This is a genomic window from Ruminococcus flavefaciens 007c, from assembly GCF_000571935.1.
GTDB classification, from domain to species: Bacteria; Bacillota; Clostridia; order Oscillospirales; family Ruminococcaceae; genus Ruminococcus; species Ruminococcus flavefaciens_F.
On record NZ_ATAX01000019.1, the window covers coordinates 36,322 to 51,926 of the forward strand.

Below are 15,605 nucleotides of genomic sequence, written 5' to 3' on the forward strand. Positions count from 1 at the left end.
TTATTGAAAAATACCAAAACGGGCGTCCAAAGGATATGGTCGAGTATAACTACAACGAGTTATGTTTTAATTTTGATAGGACCTATGGTTTCCCGGGAAGATTTATATACAATGATCTTCTTGCTGAGACCAATTTTGACACAATGCTCTCAACTCAAGTGACAGCACAAAAAAGATAAAAGAGCTGCTTCTTTCCGAAGATGCACATGAATACTGTGCAGGCTACGAACTCCTGAACAATTATTTCTGGGACGGCGGACATACTTTTTTTTATGGTACTATGATCAGTGAAGAATCAGATTTTACTGCTAAAGTTGCTGAAGTATTTGCCTCCATAAGCGGACTGAAAGATGCAATGAATTACAGAGCAATAAATGCAAACTCAGAATACAGCGGTAATTCTGCATATACAGCATTAATTAAAATGTGTGAAACAGCTGATACATATGAAGAATTTAATAACTCAATATATGCCGTAAAAGGCGATACAGCTGTTTTCTCATTTTTAATGTTCAATGATGAATCAGATAAATGGAGCTCATATTATTATGAAAACGGAGAAATGCCTCAGGATCTCATCACTGAATTCTATAACTGCGTTACTAAAGCAAATGCAGATCCTGCAATAAAGAACTTCGTTATTGATCTTGGTGCAAACTTCGGCGGTTCAGCAGCTGTATTGGAATATATGATGGGAATCATAAGTGATCTTGACAATATCACTATTATTTTAGGAAACGGCGATAAGTCTGTTACAGAACAGTATTTAGTAGACAAGAATCTTGACAAGTCATATGATGAAAAGGATAAGGCTATGAAGCTTGACCTTAATTTCGGTATCATTACCTCGAATTACTCATTCTCATGTGCTAATCTTATGCCTGCACTCGCCAAGGATGCAGGAATAATGCTGGTAGGTGAAAAAAGCGGCGGCGGTACCTGTGCAACAAACCGTTACGTTACACCTGACGGACTGGTGTACGCTCTTTCAACAGGTCAGAAATTCGTCGATAAAGCCGGCACTCCTATTGATAACGGTATTCAGCCTGATTATGATATCGTAAAGATAAACGATGACGGTACAAAAGACTATTCCGAGGTCTATAACTTCAGCAAACTCAGTTCTCTCTTCAGTGATTTCTATGGCAAGAAGGCTGAGACAGATCCTTCAGTAACTACAACTACAACTTCAACTACCACAACGACTTCAACAACAACCACCACAACTACTACATCTTCATCGTCGACAACAACCTCTGAAACAACAACTGTTTCATCAACATCGTCATCTTCTGCTTCAACATCAGGCAGCACAACTACAAATGCAAATGGAACTCTTCCAAGCACAGGAAATAATTCCGCAGGTACAGCAGCCGCTGCTGCTTGTGCAGCTATAATAACAATTGCAGGCGGAGCTTTGATCTTCATATCACGCAGAAGCAGAAATAAAGAAGATAACGGTATATCCTGATAAAAAGCTCAGGGACAATACGCACCGATGACGCCAAAAAGCTTTATCGCAGCGCACTTACTTATAATAATGCCTTATAAAACTGATAAAAAGGAACTGTTTTCACAACAGTTCCTTTTTTATAGTATCAAGTCTGCTTTTAATGCAAAATTAACAACTGAAGTTACGTCTGGATTTGACTCTTATTATAAAGTTATATAAAAATATACATTTCACACTCAAAAATATCATTTCACGCAGATACGTTGATTTATGCCTGTATGATATGTTATAATATATGTGCTGCTTTGTGGTACAGAATAGTTAATGGAATGATGATTCAAATTCAATTGTGTCAGAATATACAAAAGGTAATCATCCTGTAAAGCATCTTATCCTTAATACTTTTGCTGAATCTGCTGCCAAGTTATCATATGTTCAACAAAAATACAAACAAAGTTATATTGAGACAATCTATGGAGCTGATATGTTGGGAGAAGATGTTTATTCACTACCTGCCCCAGCAAAAGTTACTGACAATGAATTAAAAGCTCTTCAAAATGCTTTTGTTAGATTAATAGGAGAGAAATTGAATGAAGAAACAAAATAAGATCATATTATTATCAATACTATCATGTTTAATTGCTTTTATTACAAGTTGTTCATTCACACATAATACGAAAATAAAAACTAAATTTGGTGATGAATTTATAGTATCATCTGATAGTTGGACTGACTCTTATTATATAAAAGATGTTAACTCTGATTTTGGTTTAAGCATTTCATATTTTGAAGATGAAAACGATTTTAAACCAATATGTGATACAAAACTGTTTCGTTGTTACAGATTAAAAAACAGTATCGATGATATATATATTTGTAAATTAAAAAATGAAACCAGCTTCTTTTGGATTGGTGCTGATGTAAATGAACCACCATCTTTTTTTAAAGATAAATATGGTGAACAATTAAAAAGTCACTATTTAGCAGATATTTATATTATGGAAATATGCACGGAATATCTTTATAAAATATATCATGAAGAATTCATTGAAATGGCAGAGAAAATCAAAGAAAAAGATTATGAATATTTAAAAAAATACGGGCTTACATTAAAAATGATTGAAAATACTGATGAATTCAAACAAAAAGAAGAATTAATAGCGAAATATGTAGATGAACCATAATAATGGTTATCTGAACAATATTAAATAGGTATACTTAATAAGAGCAGCTCAAAAACTGCCCTTATTATATCCTTGTAAATAGGTTTATTTGTCAATGGATTGATTTAAAAATCACCGAAGAGAGGAATGTAAACTAAGAAATGAAAAATAGTATTTATCCTACCACACAAAAAAACGGAAATAAAATTTTATTAATTACAGCTATAATTATATTAATACTTTGCAATACTTGATGCAACTGTTAATACAAGTAAATAAATACTATTTTCAATAAACACTCAACTTCGGGGAGTATTTTCTTCACACCGCCACAACGTCCAGAATATGAAAGCTCTCGGTAGCAGTTACTCATCTTGACATGACAGAGGATATGATATTGTGTCCGACAGGAAAGCTTATGCCTGAGGATATAGCATATATGGCTGTTACGGATAAGCTCTGCAAGGTTAGCGTAGAAACAAACGATGATGTCATATGTCATGATGTAATGGAAAAGGCTTTGTCAAGACGCTGAGAATATAAAAAAGCTAATGAATAAAGCAACCCCGTGGAGTAATCCTAGGGGCTCTTTTTCATTCAAATTTGTCCGGAGAAATCATTTATATTCATAAACAATACCGAACTGCAGTTGTATGGCTTGACTTTTGATCGTTTATGTTATAAAATATATCTGTATAATCATGATACAGGGGGGATAATTATGCCGCATTCATCTGGAGGAGGCTCCCATGGAGGAGGTTCACACGGTGGACATCACGGGGGATATCACGGAAGTTCGGATAACAGGGATAACAGTACAAGGACCAGCAGTCGTCCGTTCCGTAATTCACGGAGATATACCTATTCTCACCGTGGTATGCAAAGGTATTTTTATGCAGGCACTGATTTCAAGCCGGGATTTCAGGTATCAAAGTTCCTGACGCTGATTCCGCTGATATTGATAGGCGCATTTCTTCTTTACAGAGCCATACCGCACATACCTTCATACAGCGATCACAACATAGTGATAAAGGACGAAGCGAATGTCATCAGCAATGAGGACAGAATTATCTCGGAGCTGAAGGCTTTTCAGACAAAAACGGGAATAACTCCGTCGGTCATCACGATATACAATGAGGAATGGATGGAAAACAGTTATTCTCTCGAAAATTATGCCTATAACAGGTACCTTTCTGAGTTTGACGATGAGATGCACTGGCTGATAATGTATTCTCAGCCCAACGTAAAACTGGCAAAACGCGAATACTGGTACTGGGAAGGTATGCAAGGAGATAAGACGGATAGTGTACTTACGGTATCAGCAGCGAACAGCTTCAATAATACTTTCCAGTCGTATCTGAGCGATAACGAGAGCTTTGACGATGCGCTGACAAAATCATTTGCCAAGCTTACTAATGAGATCTCTTTGAAACCAGCATTGGAGGATCTGTTTTTTCCACTGTTTATTCTGGCAATGGCGTTGTTACGTTTGGCCACTATAGTGTACCAGTCTGTCAAATACAGAGATGCAGTTCCTGCTCCGTTTGGGGCTGATGCAGGTGCATACAGCGGTACAAATGGTGATACGGGCGGTATTTACGGCGGCACTGACAACGCATACGGCAGAAGTTCGATGGCCGGGCCTTACATCTCAGATGTATATGCAGGTACCGATAAGAAGCCTTACGATCCGCAGGAGGAACGCCGAAGAAGAATAATCGACTCAGGACAGAATTACACCTTTGCCGATTACAAGGCTGACAAAAAGGAAAGAGATGCTGAATTCCATACCTTCATCAATCAGTACGAGCAGCTCATACCCGATGACCGAAGAAGCAATAAGATGCCGACTATGGACAGCGTACCTTCAGCTGCCAATGAGAGAACTTCATACAGCCAGGACGGAATGGTTACCTGTGAGTACTGCGGTGGCTCATTTGCAGAAAAGTATAAAAAATGCCCCTTCTGCAATGCAAAGCGCTGATATATGCTAACTGAAGGAATTGATAATATATAAGAACAACAGCTCCCTTGCGGAGCTGTTTTTTTCATATCGTTCATGAATACAAAAAAGTACACATAAAATGTGACGGAGCCAGGTCATTAACCGGCTCCGATTCTTTTTAATAGGGTGTCACTTTTATTTGCCATATTTCAAAAGTGAAAAAACAACTTATATGACTCGCTATTGAGAAGAATTCTGATTATTGTATTCTTCATCAGAAACAACTTCATACTATTATGGCTGATTTCAGCTTTGTCATTTACCTATAAGCTTAAATATCTCCGCAGGTTTCAGAGTTTTTCTAAAGAATAGATATCAAATAGGGTATTCACTTTAGCTTCTTGACATATGAATGTTTAAATGATATAATTTTAAATACATACATAAAGAGTATGTATTAAAAACTATCAGTTGATGACCGGAGGCTTAAAATGTCAGAAAACAAAAATGAGAAAAAGCAGGCTGCCGAGAAGCAGCTTGCAGAAATAGCCAAAATAACAGACGAGGAGCTTTTTCAGAGACTTGATACCTGTGACGAGGGACTTAATCAGGTAGAAGCGAGCGATCGTCTGGAAGAATATGGAAAGAATATAATAGACACAGGTAATGAGAACAGTCTGTTGAAACGTGTACGTGCAGCGATCATCAATCCGTTCAATATCGTACTTCTCATTGTTGCGGCAGTCACGCTTGTAACCGATGTCATCATCGCTACTAAGCCAAGTTGGGCTACTTTCCTTATGCTGATATTCGTAGTTGCAGTATCTGGCATCATTTCATTTGTGCAGGAAGAAAAGTCCAATTCCGCCGCACAGAAGCTTCAGAACATGATAACCAATAAAATAGATGTTATCAGAAACGGCAGTAGCATGGAAGTTAATATAGAAGATGTTGTTCCTGGCGACGTTGTAAAACTTGCTTCAGGAGATATGCTTCCTGGAGACGTTCGATTTATCGAAACCAAAGACTTGTTTACCGATCAGTCGCAGCTTACTGGCGAAAGTCAGCCTATCGAAAAATTCGCAGGTCCCGATCCCGAGGGTTCGGATATAACAGAGCTTGATAATATTGGCTTTATGGGAAGTAATATAATCTCAGGTAGTGCTAAGGCTGTAATACTTACAACAGGAAATCGTACATATCTCGGTAGTATGGCCAAGAGCCTCAACACCTATCAGGACAAGAGCAGCTTTGAGCGCAATATCAACTCAATAAGCAAGCTGCTCATAAAATTCATGATAGTTATGGTACCGATCATTTTTATTGCCAATTTCATCACCAAGGGAAGCTGGCTCGATTCACTGATGTTTGGTATAACCATCGCAGTAGGACTTATGCCGGAAATGCTTCCCGTTATCATGACATCATCGCTTGCAAAGGGCGCCATAAACATGTCCCGCAAGCAAACCATAGTAAAGCGTCTCGGTGCTATACAGACATTCGGAGAAATGGACGTACTCTGTACGGATAAAACAGGTACTCTTACTCAGGACGAGATAGTGCTTGAAAAATACATGGACGTTCTCGGACGCGAAGATAAGCGAATTCTGCGTCATGCTTTTATGAACAGCTTCTTCCAGACAGGCTTGAAGAACCTTATGGATGTAGCTATAATCAACCGTGCTGAAAAGGAAGAGCTCTCATATTTAAAAGAGGCTTATGTGCGTGAAGATGAAATCCCATTTGATTTCAGCCGCCGCCGCATGAGCGTTGTGCTGCGAGACAAGAATGGCAAGAGGCAACTGATAACCAAGGGCGCAGTAGAAGAAATACTGTCAATATGCGGATATATTGAGATAGAAGGCGAAGTTAAACCAATCACACAGGAGCTTATCGACAACGCTCAGAGAATAGCCACTGAAAACAACCTTGAAGGTATCCGCGTAATAGCTGTTGCACAGAAAAACAATATCCACGATGTTGAGACGTTCGGTGTAGATGATGAGAGCGACATGGTGCTTATTGGATTTGTCGGCTTCCTCGATCCTCCTAAACCTTCTGCGGAGTCGGCTATCGCAGCTCTTCAGAAAAATGGTGTCCGTACAGTAGTCCTTACAGGCGATACCGAAGGCGTTGCAATCAACATCTGCGGCAGACTCGGAATACCCACAGATTATACTCTGACAGGTGCACAGGTTGAAGAAATGACCGACGACGAACTGAACGAGGCCTGCGAGAAATGCCACATCTATTCCAAACTCTCACCATATCAAAAGCAGCGTGTAGTAAAGGCTTTCCAGACTAAAGGACATACAGTCGGATATATGGGCGATGGTATAAATGACAGCTTGCCGCTTAAACAGGCTGATGTTGGTATTTCTGTAGATACAGCCGTTGATATTGCAAAGGAAGTTGCGGATATCATCCTGCTTGAAAAAGACCTTAATGTTCTTGATGAAGGTGTTATCGAAGGAAGACGCACCTTTGCAAATATGTCCAAGTATCTGAAAATGTCTGTCAGCGGTAACTTTGGTAATATGTTCTCTGTACTTATAGCAAGTATCTTCCTGCCGTTCCTGCCGCTTCTGCCTATACATATCCTTGTACAGAATATCCTCAATGATTTCGCACAGCTCGGAATGCCATTCGACCATGTTGAGGACGAGAGTATCAGGCTGCCTAAGAAATGGAATATCCCCGGCATAAAAAAATTCATGGTGATATTCGGATTGCTCAGTACAGTTCTCGACGTTCTGTGTTTCCTTGTGCTGTGGTTTATTTATAAATTCAACTGCAACGATATGGCAGGCTTCTTCCAGAACGGTTGGTTCATGTTTGGTATAATCTCACAGACTGTAGTTATCCATACGATCAGAACTCCCAAAGTACCGTTTATCAAAGACCGTGCTTCATTACAGTTAAATATATCTACGCTGGCAGTGGTAATAGTTACGCTTATTATAGGTTTTACTGCAATTGCAAAGCTTTTCGATCTGCCTGTAATGATCCCGTCCTATGTAATATGGCTTGCTGTTCTCATGCTTGTATACACTATACTTGCACAGATACTGAAGCATATCTACATCAGGAAGAACCATGAGTGGGTATGAGTACCAGATCAGTATTAATACAAAATGCAGCCCATAATGATATAATCCCCTCGCCTCCACCAGTTTTAAACTGTGGGAATGGCTATATATAGCCATTCCCATGAGTTCACATTTTGCTTATATACAATCTGTTCTTTATTTGTTCTTTGTTCAAGAATCAAGCAAATCAACCATTTCAGAAGCCAATCGGTCAGGCACCTTTTGGCTCTATTTTTTTGTTTGAATAATCCAGTGCAGTGCTGATAGCTTCAGTGATTTTTGCTCTTGCTTCATCAAGTATATGACAGTAAATATTGCTTGTTGTTGAAACTACCGAATGTCCTAACGCTCCTGATACCGTAACAATATCTACTCCCTGATTGACAAGAATCGAAGCAAAGGTGTTCCTGAAAGAGTGTATTCCATAGAACGGTATATTATTTCGCTCGCAGAATCGCTTTAACCATGAATGCGAAACCCACTGTATATCATCAGTGTGAAAAATACTCTGAACTGAAGCTGTTCTTTTTCAAGCAATACAAGTATCCTTTGTATATCGTCTGATGTGTATATCTGCTTTTCCGTGTATTGTATCTTTGGCAGGATAACCTTCTTACATGGATTTTTGCTGACTACTCCCCTTCTTTCACCATATGTAAAAACTTCAGATATAAAGCTGTGATAGTGTCTGATTGCTTTAAGTGATAGTGGGTTTCCGTTAAGCATATTGGCATCTTTCTCAGAAAGCGAATTGATAAACGCCTGAACATGGCGCGGCGTGATCTTATCCATGCGGAGATGACCTATTGCAGAATACACTCTTGGACACAAGCGACGCATGGAAAAGTCCTGTACAATACAGGCTTAGCCTCTTGCAAGCATAAAAATAGCGTAGCAGTCAATTAACTGCTACGCTTATATAGTCTAACTTTTTGGGGGCACATCATTAACCGGCTCCGATTCATTTCAATAGAGTGTCACTTTTCTTTTCCATATTTCAAAAGCAAAAAAGCATTTATATGACGTACTTTTTTGTATTTCAATAGACCACGGGCTATTGCCATAGTATAGCATTTCATTTAATGAGGAGAATTTAGATTATTGTATTCTTCATCAGAAATAACTTTACACCTTTACGGCTGCCTTCAGTATTGTCATTTGCCTATAAGCTTCATTATCTCAGCAGGCTTCAGAGTTTTACCAGAGGAAACGAGATTTTCATTGACAACGAGCGCAGGCATTGACATAACGCCGTACTCCATTATCTTCTGCAAGTCAGTGACATACTCGACCTCGATACCCATACCCTCGACAGCCTTGACAGTGTTATCGTAGAGCTGATGGCAGGCTTTACAGCCAGAACCGAGGACTTTAATTGTAGTTTTCATAATAATGACCTCCTAAATAATGTAATTCTGAATGAGATTAAAGAAATACCCCACAAAGATAATTCCAACCGTGCAGATAGCGATAAAAATGCCAAGCAGCTTTGACTTTATTGCCTTTTTAAGCATTATCATCGACGGCAGCGAGAGCGTGATAACGCCCATCAAAAAAGCGATAACTACGCCGAGATTTGCTCCTTTTGCGACAAGTGCTTCTGCAATAGGAATACAGCCGAATATGTCTGCATACATCGGTATGCCACATACCGATGCAAGGATAACTCCGAAAGGATTTCCGGTGCCAAGAACGTTTACTATCCATTCCTCAGGTATCCAGTTGTGGATGATCGCTCCGATACCTACTCCTGCTATAATATAGGGCAGGACCTTTCTGGCTGTTTCAGCCACTTGCTCCCAGGCGTATTTCATTCTATCGCGATTTGTCAACTCATTCTGCGGAGTATCAATGCTTCTGCCGTTGCGGATAAACTCCTCTACCTGATCTTCAAGGTGCAGCTTTTCGATAAGCGAACCGCCTGTGACTGCGATAACAAGTCCGACAATTACATAAATCACAGCGACCTTCCAGCCGAATATGCTCATCAGCAGGACAAGCGAGCCTAAGTCCACCATTGGCGATGATATAAGGAATGAAAACGTCACACCCAGCGGAAGCCCTGCACTTGTGAAGCCCATAAACAGCGGAATTGAAGAACATGAACAGAACGGCGTGACCGTGCCGAGCAGTGCCGCGATACAGTTCGCACCGATACCGTGAAATCTACCCAGTATCTTTTTCGTCCTCTCAGGCGGAAAATAGCTCTGTATAAAGGTTATAACAAAAATCAGGAAGCCCAGCAGCATCATAATTTTTATCGTGTCATAGATGAAGAATTGCAAACTGCCGCCCAGTTTGCTTTCAGTATCAAGACCGCAGGCTTTCAGCAGTGAGCCAATAAGCCTGTTCAGCCATTTCATGCCGAATAATTCGTCCTGTATGAAGTCCCACACTCTTATTGATTACCTCCGAGCATTTCTGTCAGAATTTCTGCCGCCGTCCTTACCATTTCGGGACAGAGGGTCTTGAAAAGACCGTTTGACAGTGCAAAATTCTTACCCTCCTCAGTTCTGAGGTCGCAGCCGAGAATGTCCCTACAAATATACGAGCCCTTACGCTTCTCGAATTCGTCGAGGAACTTAACTGCCACAGCGCCGCTTTTTGCACGGCTCTCGGTGTCGCTGAGGTCGAACTGCCCGTACTTCATTCCGAGAACCATAAGAGCTCCCGTACAAGCGCCGCAGACCTCGCCCATACACATTCCTCCGCCGAAGCAGGCACCTATCTGAAATGCCTGCTTTTCTGTTATGCCGAACTGCTCCGCAAACGCCGCAAATACAGCCTGCGAGCACTTATAGCCTTTCTCATAATACTGAACTGCTTTCATTACATTATCCATTTTCGTTCCCTCCGATAGTTATATTTAGATATATCAATTTGTAACTGATGCTTTAAGCCGTATGGTCATACGGCTTATTTATTGCAGCATTTACATTCGCTTTCGTTTACTGCCGTGATCTCTTTCAGGCAGTCCACAGCGATTTTTGCTCCCTCTGCTGAGATAGAGTAGTGCATCCACTTCCCCTCTTTTCTGCCGACCACAAGTCCGCTGTCGCAGAGTACCTTCATATGATGAGAAAGCGTGGGCTGACTCAGGTGAAGCTCCTCAAGGAGATGACAGGCGCATAGTTCGCCGTTTTGCAGGATTCTGAATATCTGCACTCTGTTTTCATCACACAGGGATTTGAATATTACTGTAATCTGCTTGTTTGATAACTCCACGTCCTCACCTCACATCAAAGATTTTCTATATTATATCATACACATAGAAAAATGTCAATATGTTTTTCTAAATTCTATTATAACCCCAATCCGTATCCTGCGCCTATCCCTATCACCGCAGACAGCAGAATGATCTTGATCGGGTGTACCTTTTTGAACGCAAGCACGGCAGTAATGGCAAATAATCCGAGAAATACCCAGAAGCTCGCAGAAGAAAAAACAGATACGCTCAAACCTGCCGGGAAGAACACCGTCCTTGCAACAGATATAAAGGCTGAACCTATCATTCCGACAACAGCAGGTTTCAATCCCGACATGATACCGCCCACCGCTTTGCTTTTCTTGTACTTTTCAAAGCACTTTGCGATGATAAGTATGATGATAAAGGACGGCAAAACTATACCGAGGGTAGCTATTATCGCCCCTAAAATGCCGCCTGTTCTGATACCTACAAAGGTCGCCATATTGACTGCAAGGGGGCCGGGTGTACTTTCGCTAAGAGCAACGAAATCCACAAGCTCCTCCTGCGTCAGCCAGCCGTGTCGTTCTGCTTCCGCCTGTATCATAGCAATCATAGCGTATCCGCCGCCAAAGGTGAACGCCCCTATTTTCAGAAAGACAAGAAACAACTCAATCAGTGCCATTGCTCTGCTCCTTTCTGTTCAGGATTGACCACAGCAGACCGAACAATCCGCATCCGATGATGACAAATACGGCATCTATTTTCAGAAAAGCAGTCAGAACAAGAGAAAGTCCCATGATCACATAGGAAAATGGCTTCTTTTTCTTCTTCACCGATTTGAACATCATCCATAGTGCTTTCAGTATCAGAGCAAGTACGGCTGCCCTGATACCCATAAAGGCGTACCGAACTGCTCTGATGCTCTGAAACTGCGTCAATATCAGGGATATAAGCGAGATTATAAGAAACGAGGGCAGGACAACACCGAGGGTTGCCATACACGCCCCAAGAAAGCCCGATGTCTTATATCCTACAAAGGTTGCGGCATTTATAGCGATCGGTCCGGGCGTTGACTCAGAGATTGCAACAATATCGGTGATGTCTTTTTCATTAAGCCATTCTTTGTTTTCGCATACTTCCTTCTGTATCAGCGGTATCATCGCATAACCGCCGCCAAAGGTAAACGCCCCGATTTTCATAAATGTCAGGAACAGATCAAGATTCTTATTCATGGTATCACTCCTACAAAGAAATTATACCAAATGAAGCAGTAACCGTCAATATCCTAAAATGCCAAGAATATACTTGACATAAGTCGATAAATATGTTATAATCGACATAAGTCAGAAAGGAGATGCTGTTATGCCAAGACCTCAAAAATCACGCCGTATCTGTTGTTACCCCGATTACTGGAGCTTTGCTCCCGATCAGGATACAGCAAACGATACGGTCGTTATGACGCTTGACGAGTTTGAAACGATACGACTGATCGATTATCAGTCAAAGACGCAGGAACAATGCGCTCAGGAGATGAACGTGGCGAGAACAACCGTCACGGCGATCTATGACACTGCAAGAAAAAAACTCGCTCAGGCCCTGGTCGAAGGCAGACGCATCGTCATTTCGGGCGGAAATTATACTCTTGATAACACGATCTCGGAGGAGATCACACGGAAAGGAAGCACTATTATGAGAATCGCAGTAACCTATGAAAACGGACAGATCTTTCAGCATTTCGGCAGAACCGAGCAGTTCAAGCTTTATGACGTTGCCGATGGCAAGATCATCAATGAACAGATAGTTGGAACAATGGGTGCAGGACATGGTGCGCTCGCAGGATTTCTGAAGAACGCTCAGGCTGACGTTCTGATCTGCGGAGGTATCGGCGGAGGCGCACAGATGGCTATGCAGGAGGCAGGCATCGCTCTCTACGGCGGTAATATGGGAAGTGCAGATGATGCTGTTGCTGCTTTTCTTGCACAGACACTTGTTCAGAACGAGAACCCGACCTGCGATCATCACGCTCATGAACACGGCGAAGGTCATTCCTGCGGAGATCATGGCTGCGGCACGCACAGCTGCGGTAACCACTGATGAAGTTCGATCATACTGAAAAGGCAGTCAGCCTTTTTACGCAGGGGTATAACTGCGCACAGTCTGTTTTTGTTGCATTCTCCGATGTTACCGGCATGGACGAGGAGCTTGCAAAACGGCTTTCGTCATCCTTCGGAGCCGGAATGGGACGTATGCGTGAGGTCTGCGGTGCTTGCTCAGGCATGTTCATGGTGGCAGGTATCCTTTACGGACAGGGCACGGAACTTGATGACAATTTGAAAGCGGCGCATTACCAGCGTATACAGTATCTCGCAGAGAAATTCCGAAAAGCACATGAAGCTATCATCTGCCGAGACCTTTTGAAAGGATTGGCGGTAACAAGTACGCCCACCCCCGAAAAACGTACCGAGCAATATTACAGAGTAAGACCCTGCGTGAAATTCGTCAAAACAGCGGCAGAAATACTTGACCGCTATTTTAAAGATAATCCGCCTGTGAGGTAAAAGCCTATGAAGATCATCACAATTGTAGAAAACTCCTTCGGTCACGAAGGCTGTATCGCTGAACATGGGCTTTCCATTTATATCGAGACTGAAAAGCATAAGCTCCTGCTTGACACGGGACAGAGTGATGCTGTTGTAAAGAATGCAGAAGTTCTTGGAGTTGACCTGTCCTTAGTCGATACGGTGATACTCAGCCACGGACATTATGACCATTCAGGCGGTATCCTTCCGTTCTCGCAGATCAACCATACCGCACAGATCATTATGCAGAAGTCAGCTGCCGAGCCTCATTACAACGGTGAACGCTATATCGGCATCGACAAGGATATACTTGAATTGCCGAATGTGCGGCTTATCAACGGCGATGTTCAGCTTGACGATGAGCTGTTTCTGTTCAGCGGTATCACAGGCAGACGGTGTTATCCGCAAGGTAATTCTAAACTCTCACGTATGGAAAGCGGAGAGAAAGTCCCCGATAATTTCGCTCATGAGCAGTGCCTTGTAATAAAGCAGAACGGAAAGCACTGGCTGCTGTCTGGCTGTTCGCATAACGGTATTCTCAATATTCTCGATCGATATGGAGAGATTTTCGCCAACGCTCCCGACTATGTTATCACAGGTTTCCACATGATGAAAAAGGACGGCGAGCATACCGAAAAAGAAAAAGCGATCATCATTCAGACAGCGCAGGAGCTTGCAAAAATGAACACTGTTTTTTACAGCGGACATTGCACAGGTATCCCTGCCTTTGATCTTATGAAAGAGATAATGGGAGATAAGCTCATTGCTCTGCATAGCGGAGAAGAAATTTGTTATGAGCTTAGGAAATGAGTATACAACGACAAGATATATAGCAGAAAATGGAAATAACCCCACATCATAAAACTTGTGATATGGGGTTTACTGTATCTATTCATTTTTGATGATAATTATCATACCAAACTCAAAGCAGTAAATGCTGCAAGACCGCCAATACAGTGTAGTATCTGCATGGTTATTTCGTGCAGAATACTATATTAGGCTTGGTAAGCTTTTCAATAAGTTTCTCAATATATGCCTTTCTTTACTCGATACCTTTAATGTCATTATCAGGCTCCAATGCAAATATTAACATAATATCACCCTACAAGAACAACAGCTCCCACGCGGGAACTGTTTTTTTCGTATCGTTAATACTAAGATTGAAAACATCAATACTATAATCGTTGTAAGGATTTTATACCGTTTACTGTAATCTGCATTTTACAATTGCTTCTGTAACATCAGTCAATACAAGCTCACCATTTTGATTATAAACATCAAAGGATACGGCAACAATTCCATTTTTATCATTACGCTTAATGAGGTTTGTTATAGTTGCTTTTCCTGTCAGCACATCTTCTGCGAAAACGGGCTTGTGCCATTCAATTTTTGTTGATTTACCCGCAAGCAGTTCATTACCGAAAAAATCTACTTCAAGGTACTTTGCCCATACAATCATGAATGACATAACGCCGGGAGCAATAAGTTTACCAAAGTGAGTTGTCTTTGCATATTCCTCATCTGTATGCAGCGGTAAATTATCATACTCTTTTGCAAACGCAAGCATTTTACCTTTGTCTATAACAGCAGGGGCTACGTCAACGCTCATTCCGATTTTCATTTCATCAAAATATATATTATACCTCCAGAATATAAAAGAAAATAGCTATTGGAAATAAGTGTATTATACCATAAACAGGATTATTTTTCAATAATATAACCAATCCTTATCGAAAAGCCTCAAAACAACTTACAAAATATCAACTTACAGCTATAGAATAAGGTTCAGAGAACAAATTCAACTTCCTGACAGCAGGATTTTAGTATTTTAATCAAACAATATTTTGCGATAATTAAAAAATAATTTTTCAAAAAGGTATTGACAAACGAATCTTTGTATGATATAATCCAGAACATAAGCTATGAGGAAGACAAGCAGAGGATTGCCAATGTCTGCAGAGAGCCGGCGGTAGGTGTGAGCCGGTGATAAGCAATGCTATGTATCCCTTCTGAGCCGGAATGCTGAAAGTTATCAGTAAGCGTTCCCGTGAGTCTGCGTCAAGGAATAGGGCTTGCTGGAGTCTGAAGTGGTGTTACGCAATAGCGGCACAATTTGAGTGGTACCGCGGGTAATCAGATTATGATACTCGTCTCAAAGTTTTCTTTGAGACGGGTTTTTTGTTTTTTAT

The 15,605-nt window shown here is 41.2% G+C and carries 17 protein-coding genes and 1 other annotated feature; of the genes, 8 read left to right on the forward strand and 9 right to left on the reverse strand.

The features are described from left to right. Window positions 1–355: 355 nt before the first annotated feature. The 5 genes from RF007C_RS06115 to mgtA all read left to right on the forward strand — a co-directional run bounded on the left by RF007C_RS06115 (window position 356) and on the right by mgtA (window position 7,671). Entirely contained in the window at window positions 356–1,471 is a 1,116-nt protein-coding gene (locus tag RF007C_RS06115) for a S41 family peptidase (protein ID WP_161634878.1), read from the forward strand. A gap of 331 nt (window positions 1,472–1,802) precedes the next feature. Continuing rightward, window positions 1,803–2,060 carry a hypothetical protein gene (locus RF007C_RS17235; RefSeq protein WP_019679549.1) on the forward strand — a complete coding sequence of 86 codons (258 nt, stop codon included), beginning with the start codon at window positions 1,803–1,805 and terminating at the stop codon, window positions 2,058–2,060. Further along, window positions 2,044–2,637 (forward strand): hypothetical protein, encoded by a 594-nt coding sequence (locus RF007C_RS06120; RefSeq protein WP_019679548.1) that lies wholly within the window; start codon window positions 2,044–2,046, stop codon window positions 2,635–2,637. Before RF007C_RS17235 ends, RF007C_RS06120 begins: the two co-directional genes overlap by 17 nt. Window positions 2,638–3,337: 700 nt before the next feature. After that, entirely contained in the window at window positions 3,338–4,600 is a 1,263-nt protein-coding gene (locus RF007C_RS16405) for a hypothetical protein (protein WP_152537151.1), read from the forward strand. 452 nt (window positions 4,601–5,052) lie between these two features. Next, complete coding sequence (gene mgtA / locus RF007C_RS06130; protein WP_037298265.1) at window positions 5,053–7,671, forward strand: magnesium-translocating P-type ATPase; 2,619 nt, start codon at window positions 5,053–5,055, stop codon at window positions 7,669–7,671. A 190-nt stretch (window positions 7,672–7,861) separates the two neighbouring features. On the opposite strand, the gene RF007C_RS17995 is transcribed toward mgtA, so the two are convergent. The 8 genes from RF007C_RS17995 to RF007C_RS06165 all read right to left on the reverse strand — a co-directional run bounded on the left by RF007C_RS17995 (window position 7,862) and on the right by RF007C_RS06165 (window position 12,069). Further along, a complete protein-coding gene (locus RF007C_RS17995; RefSeq protein WP_343203232.1) occupies window positions 7,862–8,155 on the reverse strand; it encodes a tyrosine-type recombinase/integrase in 294 nt (97 codons plus the stop codon). After that, entirely contained in the window at window positions 8,110–8,442 is a 333-nt protein-coding gene (locus tag RF007C_RS18000; RefSeq protein WP_051456558.1) for a hypothetical protein, read from the reverse strand. The genes RF007C_RS17995 and RF007C_RS18000 overlap by 46 nt, the downstream gene beginning before the upstream one ends. A gap of 362 nt (window positions 8,443–8,804) precedes the next feature. After that, complete coding sequence (locus RF007C_RS06140; RefSeq protein ID WP_037298266.1) at window positions 8,805–9,038, reverse strand: thioredoxin family protein; 234 nt, start codon at window positions 9,036–9,038, stop codon at window positions 8,805–8,807. Window positions 9,039–9,050: 12 nt separating this feature from the next. After that, the gene (locus tag RF007C_RS06145; RefSeq protein WP_051456560.1) at window positions 9,051–10,013 is read right to left on the reverse strand and encodes a permease; all 963 of its coding nucleotides are present in this window, start codon (window positions 10,011–10,013) and stop codon (window positions 9,051–9,053) included. A 35-nt stretch (window positions 10,014–10,048) separates the two neighbouring features. Further along, window positions 10,049–10,492 carry a C-GCAxxG-C-C family protein gene (locus RF007C_RS06150; protein ID WP_037298269.1) on the reverse strand — a complete coding sequence of 148 codons (444 nt, stop codon included), beginning with the start codon at window positions 10,490–10,492 and terminating at the stop codon, window positions 10,049–10,051. 74 nt (window positions 10,493–10,566) lie between these two features. Continuing rightward, a complete protein-coding gene (locus RF007C_RS06155) occupies window positions 10,567–10,875 on the reverse strand; it encodes an ArsR/SmtB family transcription factor (RefSeq protein WP_037298271.1) in 309 nt (102 codons plus the stop codon). 77 nt (window positions 10,876–10,952) lie between these two features. Further along, window positions 10,953–11,519, reverse strand: a complete 567-nt coding sequence (locus RF007C_RS06160; protein ID WP_037298273.1) for a chromate transporter — start codon at window positions 11,517–11,519, stop codon at window positions 10,953–10,955. Beyond that, window positions 11,506–12,069, reverse strand: a complete 564-nt coding sequence (locus RF007C_RS06165) for a chromate transporter (RefSeq protein ID WP_019679538.1) — start codon at window positions 12,067–12,069, stop codon at window positions 11,506–11,508. Before RF007C_RS06165 ends, RF007C_RS06160 begins: the two co-directional genes overlap by 14 nt. A gap of 130 nt (window positions 12,070–12,199) precedes the next feature. Between RF007C_RS06165 and RF007C_RS06170 the strand changes: the two genes are divergently transcribed. The 3 genes from RF007C_RS06170 to RF007C_RS06180 are packed head-to-tail and all read left to right on the forward strand — an operon-like array spanning window position 12,200 to window position 14,226. Further along, window positions 12,200–12,931, forward strand: coding sequence for a DUF134 domain-containing protein (locus tag RF007C_RS06170; protein ID WP_037298275.1), 732 nt, complete (start codon window positions 12,200–12,202; stop codon window positions 12,929–12,931). Beyond that, entirely contained in the window at window positions 12,931–13,395 is a 465-nt protein-coding gene (locus tag RF007C_RS06175; protein ID WP_037298276.1) for a C-GCAxxG-C-C family protein, read from the forward strand. Before RF007C_RS06170 ends, RF007C_RS06175 begins: the two co-directional genes overlap by 1 nt. Before the next feature lie 6 nt (window positions 13,396–13,401). Then, window positions 13,402–14,226 (forward strand): MBL fold metallo-hydrolase, encoded by an 825-nt coding sequence (locus RF007C_RS06180; protein WP_037298277.1) that lies wholly within the window; start codon window positions 13,402–13,404, stop codon window positions 14,224–14,226. 394 nt (window positions 14,227–14,620) lie between these two features. Here RF007C_RS06180 and RF007C_RS06185 read toward each other — a convergent pair whose 3' ends face one another. Further along, window positions 14,621–15,037, reverse strand: a complete 417-nt coding sequence (locus tag RF007C_RS06185) for a MaoC family dehydratase (protein WP_037298279.1) — start codon at window positions 15,035–15,037, stop codon at window positions 14,621–14,623. Window positions 15,038–15,329: 292 nt separating this feature from the next. Beyond that, window positions 15,330–15,574: a binding site (T-box leader), on the forward strand. Window positions 15,575–15,605: the final 31 nt, after the last annotated feature.

Bases quoted from the DNA above. Each gene is read 5' to 3' on its own strand.
- RF007C_RS18000 (WP_051456558.1), bottom strand. From the start codon at position 8,442: ATGGATAAGATCACGCCGCGCCATGTTCAGGCGTTTATCAATTCGCTT.
- RF007C_RS16405 (WP_152537151.1), top strand. From the start codon at position 3,338: ATGCCGCATTCATCTGGAGGAGGCTCCCATGGAGGAGGTTCACACGGT.
- RF007C_RS06170 (WP_037298275.1), top strand. From the start codon at position 12,200: ATGCCAAGACCTCAAAAATCACGCCGTATCTGTTGTTACCCCGATTAC.
- RF007C_RS06180 (WP_037298277.1), top strand. From the start codon at position 13,402: ATGAAGATCATCACAATTGTAGAAAACTCCTTCGGTCACGAAGGCTGT.
- RF007C_RS06150 (WP_037298269.1), bottom strand. From the start codon at position 10,492: ATGGATAATGTAATGAAAGCAGTTCAGTATTATGAGAAAGGCTATAAG.
- RF007C_RS06120 (WP_019679548.1), top strand. From the start codon at position 2,044: ATGAAGAAACAAAATAAGATCATATTATTATCAATACTATCATGTTTA.
- RF007C_RS06145 (WP_051456560.1), bottom strand. From the start codon at position 10,013: ATGAAATGGCTGAACAGGCTTATTGGCTCACTGCTGAAAGCCTGCGGT.
- RF007C_RS06175 (WP_037298276.1), top strand. From the start codon at position 12,931: ATGAAGTTCGATCATACTGAAAAGGCAGTCAGCCTTTTTACGCAGGGG.
- RF007C_RS06160 (WP_037298273.1), bottom strand. From the start codon at position 11,519: ATGGCACTGATTGAGTTGTTTCTTGTCTTTCTGAAAATAGGGGCGTTC.
- RF007C_RS06185 (WP_037298279.1), bottom strand. From the start codon at position 15,037: ATGAAAATCGGAATGAGCGTTGACGTAGCCCCTGCTGTTATAGACAAA.
- RF007C_RS06115 (WP_161634878.1), top strand. From the start codon at position 356: ATGAATTACAGAGCAATAAATGCAAACTCAGAATACAGCGGTAATTCT.
- RF007C_RS06140 (WP_037298266.1), bottom strand. From the start codon at position 9,038: ATGAAAACTACAATTAAAGTCCTCGGTTCTGGCTGTAAAGCCTGCCAT.
- mgtA (WP_037298265.1), top strand. From the start codon at position 5,053: ATGTCAGAAAACAAAAATGAGAAAAAGCAGGCTGCCGAGAAGCAGCTT.
- RF007C_RS06165 (WP_019679538.1), bottom strand. From the start codon at position 12,069: ATGAATAAGAATCTTGATCTGTTCCTGACATTTATGAAAATCGGGGCG.